General features: G+C 55.1%; 8 protein-coding genes. 6 read left to right on the top strand and 2 right to left on the bottom strand.

What is annotated here, in order from left to right; genetic code table 11:
- Window positions 1-122: 122 nt before the first annotated feature.
- From rplM to sspB, 4 genes are all read left to right on the top strand, one after another.
- Complete coding sequence (rplM, locus tag B3041_RS13910; protein WP_039382157.1) at window positions 123-551, top strand: 50S ribosomal protein L13; 429 nt, start codon at window positions 123-125, stop codon at window positions 549-551.
- Window positions 552-566: 15 nt separating this feature from the next.
- Window positions 567-959: a 30S ribosomal protein S9 gene (rpsI, locus tag B3041_RS13905; RefSeq protein ID WP_039382160.1), complete on the top strand. Its 393-nt coding sequence runs from the start codon at window positions 567-569 to the stop codon at window positions 957-959.
- A 327-nt stretch (window positions 960-1,286) separates the two neighbouring features.
- Window positions 1,287-1,928, top strand: coding sequence for a stringent starvation protein SspA (gene sspA / locus B3041_RS13900; RefSeq protein WP_039382163.1), 642 nt, complete (start codon window positions 1,287-1,289; stop codon window positions 1,926-1,928).
- Window positions 1,929-1,930: 2 nt separating this feature from the next.
- Window positions 1,931-2,416, top strand: a complete 486-nt coding sequence (gene sspB / locus B3041_RS13895; protein WP_065650301.1) for a ClpXP protease specificity-enhancing factor — start codon at window positions 1,931-1,933, stop codon at window positions 2,414-2,416.
- A gap of 52 nt (window positions 2,417-2,468) precedes the next feature.
- Here sspB and B3041_RS13890 read toward each other — a convergent pair whose 3' ends face one another.
- Both B3041_RS13890 and B3041_RS13885 read right to left on the bottom strand, forming a co-directional pair.
- Window positions 2,469-4,223, bottom strand: a complete 1,755-nt coding sequence (locus tag B3041_RS13890; protein ID WP_065650300.1) for a sulfite reductase subunit alpha — start codon at window positions 4,221-4,223, stop codon at window positions 2,469-2,471.
- Between the two features lie 64 nt (window positions 4,224-4,287).
- Window positions 4,288-9,819 (bottom strand): glutamate synthase-related protein, encoded by a 5,532-nt coding sequence (locus B3041_RS13885; protein WP_292975861.1) that lies wholly within the window; start codon window positions 9,817-9,819, stop codon window positions 4,288-4,290.
- Window positions 9,820-10,706: 887 nt separating this feature from the next.
- Between B3041_RS13885 and arcB the strand changes: the two genes are divergently transcribed.
- Both arcB and mtgA read left to right on the top strand, forming a co-directional pair.
- Window positions 10,707-13,049, top strand: coding sequence for an aerobic respiration two-component sensor histidine kinase ArcB (arcB, locus tag B3041_RS13880; RefSeq protein ID WP_292975858.1), 2,343 nt, complete (start codon window positions 10,707-10,709; stop codon window positions 13,047-13,049).
- Between the two features lie 885 nt (window positions 13,050-13,934).
- Window positions 13,935-14,657, top strand: coding sequence for a monofunctional biosynthetic peptidoglycan transglycosylase (gene mtgA, locus B3041_RS13875; protein ID WP_292975855.1), 723 nt, complete (start codon window positions 13,935-13,937; stop codon window positions 14,655-14,657).
- Window position 14,658: the final 1 nt, after the last annotated feature.

The following is a 14,658-nucleotide window of genomic DNA, read 5'->3' as shown; positions in this document are numbered from 1 at the left end:
TGATCCGGTAACTCTACCTGAGGGGGTGGGCTTGCTGGGCGAAATGGTCGCGTGAGCCTCAATCGTTAACTTAGCGTTTGGGATTTCACCAACGTGTAACTTTTATTTGGGTAAGCTTTTCAATGAAAACTTTTACAGCTAAACCAGAAACCGTACAGCGTGACTGGTATGTTGTTGACGCAACTGGCAAAACCTTGGGTCGCCTGGCGACTGAACTGGCGCGCCGTCTGCGTGGTAAGCACAAAGCGGAATACACTCCGCACGTTGACACCGGTGATTACATCATCGTTCTGAACGCGGACAAAGTTGCTGTAACCGGCAACAAACGTACCGACAAGATTTACTATCACCACACTGGTCACATCGGTGGTATCAAGCAGGCGACCTTCGAAGAGATGATTGCCCGCCGTCCTGAGCGTGTGATTGAAATCGCGGTTAAAGGCATGCTGCCAAAAGGCCCACTGGGTCGTGCTATGTACCGTAAACTGAAAGTTTACGCAGGCAACGAGCACAACCACGCGGCGCAGCAACCGCAAGTTCTTGACATTTAATCGGGATTATAGGCAATGGCTGAAACTCAAAACTACGGCACTGGTCGCCGCAAAAGCTCTGCCGCTCGCGTCTTTATCAAGCCGGGTAGCGGTAACATCGTAATTAACCAGCGCTCTCTGGAGCAGTACTTCGGTCGCGAGACTGCACGCATGGTCGTGCGTCAGCCGCTGGAGCTGGTTGATATGGTTGGTAAACTGGATCTGTACATCACCGTTAAAGGTGGTGGTATTTCTGGTCAGGCTGGTGCGATCCGTCACGGTATCACCCGCGCTCTGATGGAATACGACGAATCTCTGCGTGCAGAACTGCGCAAAGCGGGCTTTGTTACCCGTGATGCTCGTCAGGTTGAACGTAAGAAAGTCGGCCTGCGTAAAGCACGTCGTCGTCCTCAGTTCTCCAAGCGTTAATTGCTTACTGCTTCGGCAGTGTCAATTGGCTCAAAAAACCCGCTTCGGCGGGTTTTTTATTGGCCGTTACGCTGGTAAAGCAGTGTAAAAACGCGAGCTTTCCCGGCTATTTGCCCGCAAATACGTAACCCCGCCCCACAAGCTGCTTAAAATCTGGTAAACTCACTGACACTTTGCGCCCGCGAGCCGCGGCCTGAACTGACGCTCCGCTCCGGACATGAGCAGGCTATCAGTGCTGCCCTGCCGTGTGCGAGTCCGATGAGCAGGTGAGTCGCCGTGTGGTTGGCTATTCGCAGTATATTTTTGTGAACAAACTTGGAGGTTTTCATGGCTGTCGCTGCCAACAAACGTTCGGTAATGACGCTGTTTTCTGGTCCGACTGACATTTTCAGCCATCAGGTACGTATCGTACTGGCTGAAAAGGGCGTCAGCGTGGAGATCGAGCAGGTTGAACCAGATAATCTGCCGCAGGATCTGATTGACCTCAACCCGTATCGCACTGTACCTACGCTGGTCGACCGTGAACTGACGCTGTATGAATCACGCATCATCATGGAGTATCTGGATGAGCGTTTTCCGCATCCTCCGCTGATGCCGGTTTATCCGGTTGCACGTGGCGAAAGCCGTCTGATGATGCACCGCATCGAGCAGGACTGGTATAGCCTGCTGCGCACTATTGAAACCACCAGCGGTGCTGAGGCAGATGCTGCGCGCAAACAGCTGCGCGAAGAGCTGCTGGCGATTGCGCCGCTGTTTGCCCGCACGCCGTTCTTTATGAGCGAAGAGTTCAGCCTGGTGGATTGCTACCTGGCGCCGCTGCTGTGGCGTCTGCCGCAGATGGGCGTTGATCTGAGCGGTGCCGGCTCTAAAGAGCTGAAAGGTTATATGACACGCGTATTTGAACGTGACTCCTTCCTCGCCTCGCTGACGGAAGCTGAACGGGAAATGCGCCTGCAGGCTCGGGGCTAAGTATGGAAATGTCGCAACTCACCGCGCGTCGCCCCTACCTGCTGCGGGCATTTTACGACTGGCTGCTGGATAACCAGCTGACGCCGCATCTGGTAGTGGATATCAATCTGCCTGGTGTACAGGTGCCGCTGGAGTATGCGCGCGACGGACAGATCGTGCTGAATATTGCGCCGCGTGCGGTAGGCAATCTCGATCTTTCTAATGACGAAGTGCGCTTTAACGCGCGCTTTGGCGGCGTGCCGCGTCAGGTTTCCGTGCCGATGGCAGCGGTCATGGCTATCTATGCGCGTGAAAATGGCGCGGGTACCATGTTCGAACCGGAACCGGTCTACGACCAGGCGATGGACGATCAGGAAGCGGGTCACGAAGAGACGGTGATGTCGGTTATCGATGGCGATCGCCCGGATGATGCTCCGGATGAGGATCATTCTCCTGACGACGAACCACCGCCGCGCGGCGGCCGTCCTTCACTGCGCGTCGTTAAGTAATCTCTCTGCGTAAAAAAAACGGGCCTGATGGCCCGTTTTTTTATGCTGTGACTCAGTAGACGTCACGCAGATAGCGTTTATCTTTCTTCAGCTGATCGATATACGCTGCGGCACGCTCTCCGGACAGACCGCCGCATTGACGTACCACTTCATACAGCGCGGCGTCGACATCTTTCGCCATACGCGATGCATCACCGCAGACGTAAAAGTACGCGCCTTCCTGCAGCCAGGCGTAAAGCTCGGCGCCTTTCTCCAGCATCCGGTTCTGCACATAAATTTTCTCTTCCTGATCGCGCGAGAAGGCGAGATCGAGGTGCGTCAGCAGACCGCTCTGCTGCCAGCCATGCAGCTCATCATTGTAGATATAATCATGTTCCTGATGCTGATCGCCGAAAAACAGCCAGTTTTTACCTTTCGCTTCCGTTGCCTGACGTTCCTGCAGAAACGCGCGAAACGGTGCAATACCGGTGCCAGGCCCGACCATAATCAGCGGCGCATTGCCATCAGCTGGCACGCGGAACGCTTTGTTGGGCGAAATAAAGATTGCCGGTTTCTCGCCGCGACGTACGCGCTCAGCCAGATAGGTAGAACAGACGCCTTTACGCTCGCGTCCGCCGCTGTGATAGCGCACAGAAGCGATGGTCAGGTGCACCTGATCGGGATGCGCTTTGGCGCTGGATGAGATGGAGTAAGCGCGGTGCTGCAGCGGACGCAGCATGGCCACAAATTCCGGCACCGACAGGCTGCGCTTCAGCTCCAGCTGCAGCAGATCGAGGCTGTCTTTGCCCCACAGCCAGTTGGCCAGCGTATCTTTATCATCGTGCTGCAGTACATGCAGCAGCTCCTGGTTGGCGGTGTGCTGGCCAATCCACTCGATCAGCTTGCGTGACGGCTCGGAGATCTCAAACTGATAGGTCAGCAGATCGCCCAGATTGCGATCAAAGCCCGGCACCGGCGTTTCATAATCTGCTTTCAGCTCAGTCAGCAGCAGCGAGACCAGGGCAGCGTCGTTGACCGGGATAATACCCAGCGCATCGCCCGCTTCATATTTCAGGCCACTGCCGCTGAGGTCAAACTCAAAGTGGCGGATATCTTTAGCCGACTGTTCGCCAGAAAGGCGTTTATTGGTGATCAGTGCAGCCGCAAACGGGTTCTGTTTATTGCTGCCGGGAATAACCGGTGCTTCCGGTGCGCTTTCCAGCACGGTACCGCTGCTGCCGGCGCTGGCCGCAAACTGTGGCATCGCGCTGCCAATCCAGGCATCGGACGGCTCTTCAAAATCGATATCGCAGTCGATGCGATCCACCACCCGGCGGGCCCCCAGCTGTTCAAGACGCATATCGATAAATTTACCCGCCTGGCAGAAACCGTCGTAGCCGGTATCACCAATTGCCAGTACGGCAAAGTGCATCTGCTCCAGACGCGGCGCGGTGCTGGCTGAAATTGCCTGCCAGAACAGCTGCGCGTTGTCAGGCATTTCCCCTTCACCATAGGTTGAGGTCACAATCAGCACATGACGCATGGTCGTGAAGACTTCAAGATCCACCTCGCCCAGCGCCTGCACCACCGGTACCAGACCTTTGGCACGCGCTGCTTTGGCTGCAGTCTGGGCCAGCGCTTCGGCATTGCCGGTCTGAGAGCCGAACAGAATATGCAGCTGCGTGGTCGCGCCGGCGCCGGCGGAAGGTGCTGTCTGCTTATCGTCCAGCACTAACAGGCGCGAGTGGAGACCGGCGAGAAAGCCCGCCAGCCAGTATTTCTGCTCACCGTTAAACGGTGCATCTTCAGGAATGTAAGGAATCTTCATGATACGGGTACTCAATCCTGTTAGTAATGTTCACTCTTAAGGCTCAAATGCCGGGCTGACGCGATCAGGAAAGTTTTCCGACCGCCGCCGCAATCTCCGGGAGCGCCGCACGGGCAAACAGCTCTTCAAAGTCCGGCAGGTGACCCAGCACATCGCGATGGCGCGCATCCTGATAAATGATCCAGCCATAGGTCGCCAGACTATCCATGGAACGGATATTACGCTGCGTTAAAGCCGCTTTGTAATCCGCCATGCGTTTTGCCGCGATCAGGCTTGCCAGCTCATCATCGCTGTAGCTCTCAATCGCCGCACGGGCGTGCCGCTGCAGCTTGCTGACCAGCGAGAAGTCCTCAGTCATCAGCAGGTTGCGTACGGCTTTTTCAACTGCCGGATCTTCCACTGCGGTGCCTTTCGGCAGCTTGCCCAGCGCCAGCTGCTGCGCAAAACTCAGCACGGTGTAGTTGTTAAGCAGGACAAACATCTCCTGTGTATCGGTTGCACCGTAGGCGGGCACGGCCCCGTCAGCAATGGTTTTGCCGCTGCGCCACGCCGCTTTGAATTTGGCTACCTGATGCGCAGCCAGCGAGGTTGACAGCTCTTCCAGCAGGTCTTTGCGTGATTTTGCTTTCAGGATCTCGCCGCCATCCTGGTAGAGCAGCAGCGAACGCGGCATGACGTAAACAAAGTGCTGGCATTCGCTCTCCCAGTTCGCCAGCAGCCAGGCCGCGCGCGGTGAACGCGTCGCTTCCAGATGCCAGTTCAGCATGGTCAGTACCGCCTGCTTATGCACGCGCGCCATCTCGTTGTCATCCGCAATGGAACCAAACAGTACGGAGTCTCCCGCCGCATGGCCGGCAAGGTTGCCATACGGATCATACTGGTAAGCGAAACCGCCACTCATGCCGTTGCCAAAGCCTTTGCCAAACGTGCCGAGGTTAAGGATGGCGCCGTTGGTCATATATTCGCAGCAGAAATCGCCCACGCCTTCCACTACGGCAGTGGCGCCGGAGTTGCGTACCGCGAAGCGATCGCCTGCCTGGCCCTGCACAAACAGCCGGCCACCGGTTGCGCCAAACAGCGCAAAGTTGCCGATCAGCACGTTGCCGTCGCTATCCTGCGCGCCGCCGCCGGGTGACATGACCACCAGTTCACCGCCGCACTGGCCTTTGCCTACGCCATCGTTGCAGGTGCCATAGTGCTGCATCAGCATACCGTCGTTGCAGAACGCTCCGAATGACTGTCCGGCTGCGCCCTGGGTATGGATGTGCACGGTGCGTGGCGCCAGGTAGTGACGCCCGCGGTCGTCTTTCAGTACTGCCGGCAGCACGGCACGCTGCTCAGCAGGCAGCGTATGGTTCAGCAGCCGCTCAATATCGATAGCCAGCTGTCCGCCGACGCTTTTGTTGCGGTTGTTCAGCGTCACGCCGTTGCCCAGGGTAACCTCACGGCCTGCCTGTTCAATCAGCTGCGACGTCACTTCTGTGACCCAGCCATCGTCGAGCGTGAAATCTTTTTCCAGATAGACCGGATGCGCGATTTTCTGTTCCGGTACCACCGTCAGCATGGCGCGCAGATCGAGTTTGCCCACTTCCAGCGGGTGATCCATCAGGTGCAGCAGATCCGCACGGCCACGCGCTTCACGCAGCGAGCGCAGGCCGAGGCGGGCAAGAAACTCACGCACTTCCTGAGCCACGTTAATGAAGTACTGTGCCAGCTGACGCGGATCGCCATCAAAAGCTTCAGCATTAGTGGTCAGGCCTGCCGGGCATTTCACATTGCAGTTCTTCGCCATGACACACTTCAGCATCATCAGGGCCGTGGTACCAAACTCAAAGCTGTCGCCGCCCAGCAGCGCAGACTTGATAACGTCGCTGCCGGTCTGCTGCGCGCCGGAGCAGCGCAGCTGTACTTTGTCGCGCAGGCCATTGGCGCACAGCGCCTGATGCACCTCAGCAATACCGATTTCCGCCACGCGGCCGGTATATTTCAGGCTGGTTACCGATGCCGCACCGGTTCCGCCAGTATTACCTGCCACGTTAATCACGTCGGCGCCGGCTTTGGCCACGCCAACGGCAATGGTGCCGATGCCCTCTGAGGAGACCAGTTTGACAATAACGCGCACGCGCGCAGCTTTGCAGTCGTGGATCAGCTGTGCCAGATCTTCAATAGAGTAGGTGTCATGATGAGGCGGAGGCGACACCAGCTCTACACCCGGCGTACCGCCGCGGGCGGCAGCAATCTCTACCGTGACCTTAGGCGCCGGCAGCTGACCGCCCTCACCAGGTTTTGCACCCTGACCAATTTTGATCTCCAGCTCTTCCAGCATTGGATCGGCCAGATAGGCCGCCCAGACGCCAAAACGTCCTGATGCCAGCTGTTTGATGCGTGAAGCGCGAATCGTACCGTGACGCGAATAGTGCTCACCGCCTTCACCACAGTTACTCATGCCGCCCACCATGTTGGTGCCGTGCGCGACGGCTTCATGCGCGGGCGCCACCAGCGCACCGTGGCTCATCGCACCGGAGGCGAAGGTGCGGGTGATTTCGTGTGCCGGCTGGATCTCCTCCAGCGGCAGCGAAGGCAGCGCCGTGAAGATTTTTGCCAGATACTCTGCGGCCTTACCATAGGCGGTAATGTGCAGCACATTCTCTTCTACTCTGCTGCTCTCAATGTCATCCCGGAAACGGGTGCTGAGCGCGCGCGCCAGCGCTGCCAGACGCTCCTGCTCTGGCTTCAGACCGGCAATCGCGTCGATCAGGCGCAGCTCAAACTGGTTCAGGCTGCCCGCGACGGCCTGACACTGCAGGCCACGGATGGCGAAGCCATTGTTAACCAGTGAATAGCGGCCCAGCTTGCGGCCAAACTCCGCTTCACTGTCCACGTGAGTCAGATCGCAGGGCAGGGCAAGAATGTCGCGCAGGGCGGCCGGACGGCGTTTACGCTCGGCATGCATCAGGCTGGAGAACTGGCGGTAATCCGGCGTGATGGCAAAAGTATCGATGACCGCATTCGGGATGCGCTCAAAGCTGCTCTCTTTAAAGCTGTCCGCTTTAATGCCAAACGCGTTCTCCAGTCTGGCGAGCGTCATCAGACGGATAAAATTATCCTCTTCGCGCGCTTTATCGGTAAAGCGGATCGGCTGTTCCGTCATATCGATGAAGGTCCGCACGGCGATGGTGCCATAGGAGTGACCAGCACCTTCCGCCCGCTCTTTGAACAGGCCAAGCAGCGGCACTTCCGCTTCACCCTGAATTTTCAGCGCGCTTTGATGCCAGTCTACCGCCATCTGGGCGATGGCCGGGAAGCCTGCACCCCCCACCGGGGTTTTAATATTCGGGAAATATTTTTTCAGCACCGGATCTTCAGTATCGAGAAAATTCGGCTCAAAGAACTCACCGCAGCTGTAGCTCTCAACGGTGCAGAGGCCCACTTTGCCCATGGTTTTCATCAATGCTTTTTCAGCGGCTTTGGCATAGCGCCTGAACGCCTTGTTACCCTCTTCGCCTTCACCAAATTTCTCTTCTGCGCGCATCTGCACGCCCAGCGGGTAGACGGCAGAAGCACCAAAGCCCAGCGTGGCGGCGATATGGTGCGATGAGATGCTCTGACCGCTCTCGACCACCAGAGAGACATCCAGACGCAGCCCTTCCTGCACCAGACGCTGGTTAATGGCGGAGATCACCAGCAGCATCGGCATGGCGGCATGCGTGGTTGAAACATGACGATCGGTGATAACGGCAATGCCGCCCTGCGCGCGGGCGAAATCCACCACCTGCTGAGCCAGATTGTCGATCGCTTTTTCCAGCGCGCTGGCGTTAGCGGCGCGGCTGACGATATCTTTGCCTGTCACCGGCTCATAGAGCATTTCAAAACGCGCATAGGGTGCCACGTTCTGCTCGCGCAGGCGCAGCATATCAAGGTGGGTCAGGATCGGACTGGGAACAATAATCTGCTGGCCTTTGCTGCGGCCAAGGTGCGGTTTAGCCCCCAGCGCCACGCGCAGCGTCATGCCATCCGCTTCACGGATAGAGTCGAGCGGCGGGTTAGTCACCTGCGCAAAACGCTGCGAGAAGTAGTGCGCCATGCCGCCTTCATGATCGGAAAGGCCGTTGATGGCGTTGCCGTAACCCATTGCTGAGATCTTTTCAGCACCGGTTTGCAGCATCGGATCCATCATGAACTTGAAGCTTTCCTGGTTGTAGTAGTAAGCAACAAAACGCTGATAGGTTTTGAGATCGCCGCGATAGCGCAGCGGAGAGCCAAGCTTCTCGGCCGGAATTTCCGGCAGCTCGTGCAGCTCAACGCGTGCCGCCTGCAGCAGGGCACGGTAATCTTTTGCAGCCGCCAGTTTTTCCAGCGCTTCAGTCGTGGTATAGGCGCGCTTTTCTTTGTGATCGTAATAGAGCATGCCGCCCGCTTCGATGCGGCCGCGACGCAGCACGCTTTCTGGCGGAAACGCAATCTGGCCCGCTTCTGACATGGCGCCGATATAATCAGCGGTTTCCACTGAACGCAGCGGACGCAGGCCCAGGCGGTCCAGACGTGCACCAATCACCTCGCCGTTGCCAAAAATCAGCGCGGCCGGGCCATCATTTTTCTCTTCATACAGTGAAAAGTACTCCAGCATCGCACGCACGTCAGCGGAGAGTGAACTGTCATTCTCCCACGCCGGAGGCATCATAGAGACCACGGCGGTGATCAGGTCGAGATCATCTTCCATCAGGCGGCTGTGAATGCTCTGGTCAAGACGCGAGCTGTCAGACTGGCCTTTAGGACGGACAATTTTTTTACCCCGCGCCAGCATCAGTGCGGCTTCCGCAATGCGGTTTTTACGATCGGTATTCAGCTCTCCGTTATGCGCCATCAGGCGGAACGGCTGTGCCATAGTGGTGTGGGGATCGGTATTGGTAGAGAAGCGGGTATGGAAAAAGAGCCCGCGCACCTGGTGATCGCTGTCGGTAAGATCTTTGAAGTAGGGGATCACTTCGTTGGAGTTCAGACGCGCTTTAAACACCTGCGTGCGTGAAGAGAGTGAGAGCGGATAGAGGCCGCCAAACTCACTTTCGGTAAACGCGCGCGCTTCGATATCCAGCAGCGCCCGGTAGATCTGCCGTTCAAATTCAGTCTGATTCGTTAACGCAGGCGGTGCGGCAAAAACCCACTGCACAATCGGCAGCTGAAAAGCCACGGCGGCAGGGCGTGTCACGCTGTTATCCAGCGGCATGTCGCGCTTTAGCAGCACCGGGAAATTCCATGCGGCCAGGGTCTCTTCAACCAGGCGTTCCGCATTAGCCCGCAGCGTGGCATCTTTCGGCACAAAAAAGTTGCCGACGCCAAACTGGCCAGCTTCCAGCGCCTGACCGGTTAATTTACGGAAAAAGTTAAGCGAAAGATCGACGTTAATGCCGGCACCATCACCGACACCCTCTGCGGACATCCCGCCGCGATGCGGCACGGTACAGAGTGCGCTATGCGCCATCTGCAGAATGTCATGTGTCTGCTCGCCGTCCTTGCGGGTAATAAAACCTACACCACAACTATCGCTGCCTGCGGCCGGATCGTACAAACCATAGGAATGAGGTTTTTGCGTGGACATTGAGAGTCTCCTTAAACTGCTTTAGACATTGCCTGTTCTGTTTCAGGCACAGAGCGCTGACGCGTGCTGTATCACTGGTTTTTTCCGCATTAAGCGCGGGCGTCGCAACACCGAGCAATGACTCTCAGGATCCGGGTATAACGTCCTTGATGAGTTGCTCTTCAATCCGGTCTCTAACGGGAGATAACTTGCATCCAGAGGGAGTCTTCTTGCTGCATAGATATGTCGAGACACAGTCCCGACTGGAAAGCATCCAGCGGAATTTCAACTTATCGGGAAAGCGCACAGAGGTCAAATAGCCAGCGCTGAGCCATATATCTGCAGTAAAAATGGCATAACTGCATGAATTTTATTGATTTTAAGAGTAAATTTATGTCAATAATCGCTAAATTAAACCCCTGCTAAGTGTGAGCCGTCTCACTATCTGCAGGCGGCGATATTACCTCTCCCTGCTGGTACAATCGCTTATGGCAGCATAAAATATCGTAACTGTGCAAGCTGGCATTTCATGTATCTGTTTTTCTTATGGCGTCTGTTTTGAATTAAATTCACATCTGTATAAGTAAAATTAATCAGAAATTGATTGAGTAAAAGTTCATTAAATATGAATTGATATGCAATGAAGGAGGGTGGCACTATGCTGAGGAATCAGCTGCCACAAGATAAAGAAAGCAATCAGGTCTGACGCTTAGCTGCGCACAGACGGCCTTTCAGATTATTCACCTGTGCAAATTAGTCAAGTGCTTTACTCAGTGTGCGCCAGATGCGGCAGAAACCGGACGCAGATGCACTATTATGGGGCGTGAAACAGGCGCAATATCCCGGTCAGCCCGGGCAGTTACAGGCTAATTACGTTATGATGGCGCCATTCGTTCAGGGGATCTGCCATGAAACAAATTCGTCTGTTAGCTCAATATTATGTCGACCTGATGGTCAAACTCGGTCTGGTACGCTTTTCACTGCTCCTGGCATCAGCGCTGGTGGTGCTGGCGATGATTGTCCAGATGGCGGTAACCATGGTACTGCGCGGGCATGTGGAAAGTATCGACGTGGTGCGCTCGGTCTTCTTCGGCCTGCTTATTACCCCCTGGGCGGTCTATTTCCTGTCGGTTGTGGTCGATCAGCTTGAGGATTCGCGTCAGCGGCTGTCAAAGCTGGTTGATAAGCTGGAAGAGATGCGCACGCGCGATCTCGAACTTAACCAGCAGATGAAACAGACCATCACGCAGCTGAATCAGGAGATCAGCGATCGCATCAGCGCTGAAGAGGCGCGTAAACAGGTGATGGATAAGCTGCGTGAAGAGATGGCGCGCCGCGAGCAGGCGCAGATTGAGCTGGAGCAGCAATCCTCGTTCCTGCGCTCATTTCTGGATGCGTCGCCCGATCTGGTCTTCTACCGCAATATCGACAAACAGTTTTCCGGCTGCAACCGCGCCATGGAGCTGCTGACCGGGTTAAGTGAAAAACAACTTATCGGACTGACGCCGCGCGATATTTATGACGATGAAGCAGCAACTAAAGTGCTGGAAACAGATGAAAAAGTGTTTCGCCATAATGTATCACTCACCTACGAGCAGTGGCTGCAATACCCGGATGGGCGCAAAGCCTGTTTTGAGATCCGCAAAGTGCCCTATTACGATCGGGTGGGCAAACGCAGCGGGCTGATGGGGTTCGGGCGCGATATCACTGAACGTAAGCGCTATCAGGACGCGCTGGAGAACGCCAGCCGGGAGAAAACCACCTTTATTTCGACCATCAGTCACGAGCTGCGCACGCCGCTGAACGGCATTGTGGGCCTGAGCCGTATCCTGCTGGATACGGAGCTTAGCCAGGAGCAGCTGAAGTACCTGAAAACCATCCACGTTTCTGCTATTACGCTGGGCAATATTTTTAACGATGTGATTGAGGTGGACAAAATTGAGCGGCGCAAAGTCCAGCTGGATAACCAGCCGCTTGATTTCACCGGTTTCCTTGCCGATCTCGAAAACTTATCCGGCCTGCTGGCCCAGCCGAAAGATCTGAAATTTGTTATGCAGCCTGCGCTGCCGCTGCCGCATAAAATTCTGGCTGACGGCACCCGTTTACGGCAGATCCTGTGGAACCTGATTGGCAACGCCGTGAAATTCACCCGCGAGGGAGAAATTGTCGTGCGGGTCGCGTATAGCGCGAATGAAACGCTGCGTTTTGAAGTTCAGGACTCAGGAATGGGCATCCCGCAGGAGGAGCAGGACAAAATCTTTGCCATGTATTATCAGGTTAAAGATCAGCACGGCGGTAAGCCCGCAACCGGCACCGGTATCGGGCTGGCGGTATCGCGTCGCCTGGCGCAGGCAATGGGCGGTGATATCACCGTCAGCAGCGCGCCGGGTAAGGGCTCCTGTTTTGTGGTTGAAGTTAACGCCCCGCGCGTGGCTGACGAAGTGGAAGATGCCGATCTGGATGACAGCCTGCCGCTGCCGGCGCTGCACGTCCTGCTGGTGGAGGATATTGAACTTAACGTGATTGTTGCCCGCTCAGTGCTGGAGAAGCTTGGCTGCAGCGTTGAGGTCGCAATGAATGGGCATGATGCACTGAGCCTGTTTGATCCGCAGGAGTTTGACCTGGTACTGCTGGATATCCAGCTGCCGGATATGACCGGGCTGGACGTTGCGCGCGCTATTCATCAGCAGCACAACGGCGTGCAGCTGCCGCCGCTGGTCGCGCTGACGGCTAACGTGCTCAAAGATAAAAAAGAGTATCTCGATGCCGGCATGGATGACGTATTAAGTAAACCACTGGCGGTACCGGCGCTGACGGCAGTGATCAAAAAGTTCTGGGATTATCAGGGCGAGGCACAAGAGACAGATATGCCTGTCGCTGATACGCAGTCGCGCATGCTGCTGGATGTAGCGATGCTGGAGCAGTATATCGAGCTGGTAGGGCCTGACTTAATTACGCAAAGCCTGACGATGTTTGAGCAGATGATGCCGGGTTATCTTGATGTTCTTGATTCCAACATGATGGCGCGCGATCAAAAAGGTATTGCTGAAGAAGGGCATAAAATTAAAGGTGCTGCAGGCTCGGTAGGCTTGTTGCATCTGCAGGCGCTGGCAAAACAGATTCAGTCGCCGGAATTGCCGGCATGGTGGGACAACGTGCAGGAGTGGATCGATGAACTCAGGCAGGAGTGGCGCCAGGATGTGGCTGTTCTGCGCGAATGGGTTGCTGAGCGGGAAAAGCAGAAGCACTAAAAAAAATGACCCCGGTCGAAACCGGGGTGCGCGAATACTGCGCCAACACCAGGGAAAAAGCGACTGCTGCTGTTATGGTTAGTTGAAGTAAAAAGCAGCTGTCAGGTATTGGTTAACGTTACAAAATCACCTTAGCAAATTTGCCAGCCTGCGCGACAAGATTCATTAAATTGTGTGATGTTGAACAACGTTCCGCTACAGAAAACATTAATTTGATAACACTGTCAAGCAGGGAATCAATTTCCCTGCTGATTTGTTTGCTATTTAACCAATATGAAGCCGTTTTGACTGTTTTTTCGCCAGCTCAATCAGGTGAGTCTGTGAAAGCACTGATAGCGAGAAGATAGCCGATTGTTTTAGAGTAAATAATGTTTATGCCTTTGTTTTGTAATAAAAATAGCCTACAGATGTTCTGTTTATCCGAAACGTTTTGGAAAGCAGGTTAGTAAACTTCCAGATCGGCTATTTTGAAAAATACGCCAGCCAGACTGTAAAATTTGATTTACGGAGAATTAGCGGGGGATTGCGGCGTCGGGCAGCATAAAATGTGTCTGAAACCGATCTCATAACAGACGATAGTCAAAAAAGCCTAAGCTATTTCCCGCCAATGTTAAGATAAATGAAAGTCTGATTTACATGACTATTAGTACAGGTTAACTGCCTCCTGAAGATCAGGTTGAGTGTTTTTTATGCATGGAACCGATTCCTTATAAATGGAAGTCATTGATGTTTCAGGGTATCAGCAGAAGAACCTCGGCCCGCTCTGAACGCTTTTTTATCTTCCGAAACCGGCTGGCAGTATGAAAGCGGGTATAACGATGAGCACAGGGCGCAATCATGACCAGAGTGATTAATTAATACAGGGAAGGGATACAGGAAGAGACTATGAAAAAAAACAAACGAAAGCGGTTCAGCCGGTTTACATCACTGATCGCCAGATGCCTGCTGGTATGGGCAGCCCTCTGGATAGGGGGGATTGTTATTTTCGCTTTCTTACCCGTGCCCTTTTCCGCTGTTATGGCAGAACGGCAGGCAGGCGCATGGCTGCAGGGAAAAACGGATTATGTAGCGCATTCAGACTGGACCAGCATGGATAAGATCTCTCCGTGGATGGCGCTGGCAGTAATTGCCGCCGAAGACCAGAAATTCCCGGAACACTGGGGATTTGACGTCGGTGCCATTCAGCAGGTGCTGGACAACAATAGCGGTGAGCGTATGCGCGGTGCGTCAACGCTTTCTCAGCAGACGGCAAAAAATCTCTTTTTGTGGGACGGGCGTAGCTGGCTGCGTAAAGGGCTGGAAGCGGGCATGACGGTTGGCATTGAGACCGTCTGGACCAAGCGTCGTATACTTACGGTCTACCTCAATATTGCTGAATTTGGCCCCGGTATTTTTGGCGCTGAAGCTGCCGCGCAGCGCTATTTCCATAAGCCCGCCAGCCGCCTGACGATTGCAGAGGCTGCCCTGCTGGCCGCGGTATTGCCTAACCCGATCCGCTTTCGTGCGGATGCGCCTTCAGGCTATGTCCGTCAGCGTCAGCAGTGGATTATGCGTCAGATGCGCCAGCTGGGAGGAGAGGGGTTCCTGAATCGCTACCAGCTGCACTAAG

Origin of the sequence: Pantoea sp. UBA4549, assembly GCF_002387285.1 — a bacterium.
Lineage (GTDB): Bacteria > Pseudomonadota > Gammaproteobacteria > Enterobacterales > Enterobacteriaceae > Pantoea > Pantoea borealis.
Note: the sequence above shows the minus strand (reverse complement) of the source record. Positions and strands in the feature narration are given on the sequence as shown.

Excerpts from the sequence above, each read along its gene's own strand:
- rplM (WP_039382157.1), top strand. The coding sequence starts at position 123 with ATGAAAACTTTTACAGCTAAACCAGAAACCGTACAGCGTGACTGGTAT.
- B3041_RS13890 (WP_065650300.1), bottom strand. The coding sequence starts at position 4,223 with ATGAAGATTCCTTACATTCCTGAAGATGCACCGTTTAACGGTGAGCAG.
- mtgA (WP_292975855.1), top strand. The coding sequence starts at position 13,935 with ATGAAAAAAAACAAACGAAAGCGGTTCAGCCGGTTTACATCACTGATC.
- B3041_RS13885 (WP_292975861.1), bottom strand. The coding sequence starts at position 9,819 with ATGTCCACGCAAAAACCTCATTCCTATGGTTTGTACGATCCGGCCGCA.
- rpsI (WP_039382160.1), top strand. The coding sequence starts at position 567 with ATGGCTGAAACTCAAAACTACGGCACTGGTCGCCGCAAAAGCTCTGCC.
- sspB (WP_065650301.1), top strand. The coding sequence starts at position 1,931 with ATGGAAATGTCGCAACTCACCGCGCGTCGCCCCTACCTGCTGCGGGCA.
- sspA (WP_039382163.1), top strand. The coding sequence starts at position 1,287 with ATGGCTGTCGCTGCCAACAAACGTTCGGTAATGACGCTGTTTTCTGGT.
- arcB (WP_292975858.1), top strand. The coding sequence starts at position 10,707 with ATGAAACAAATTCGTCTGTTAGCTCAATATTATGTCGACCTGATGGTC.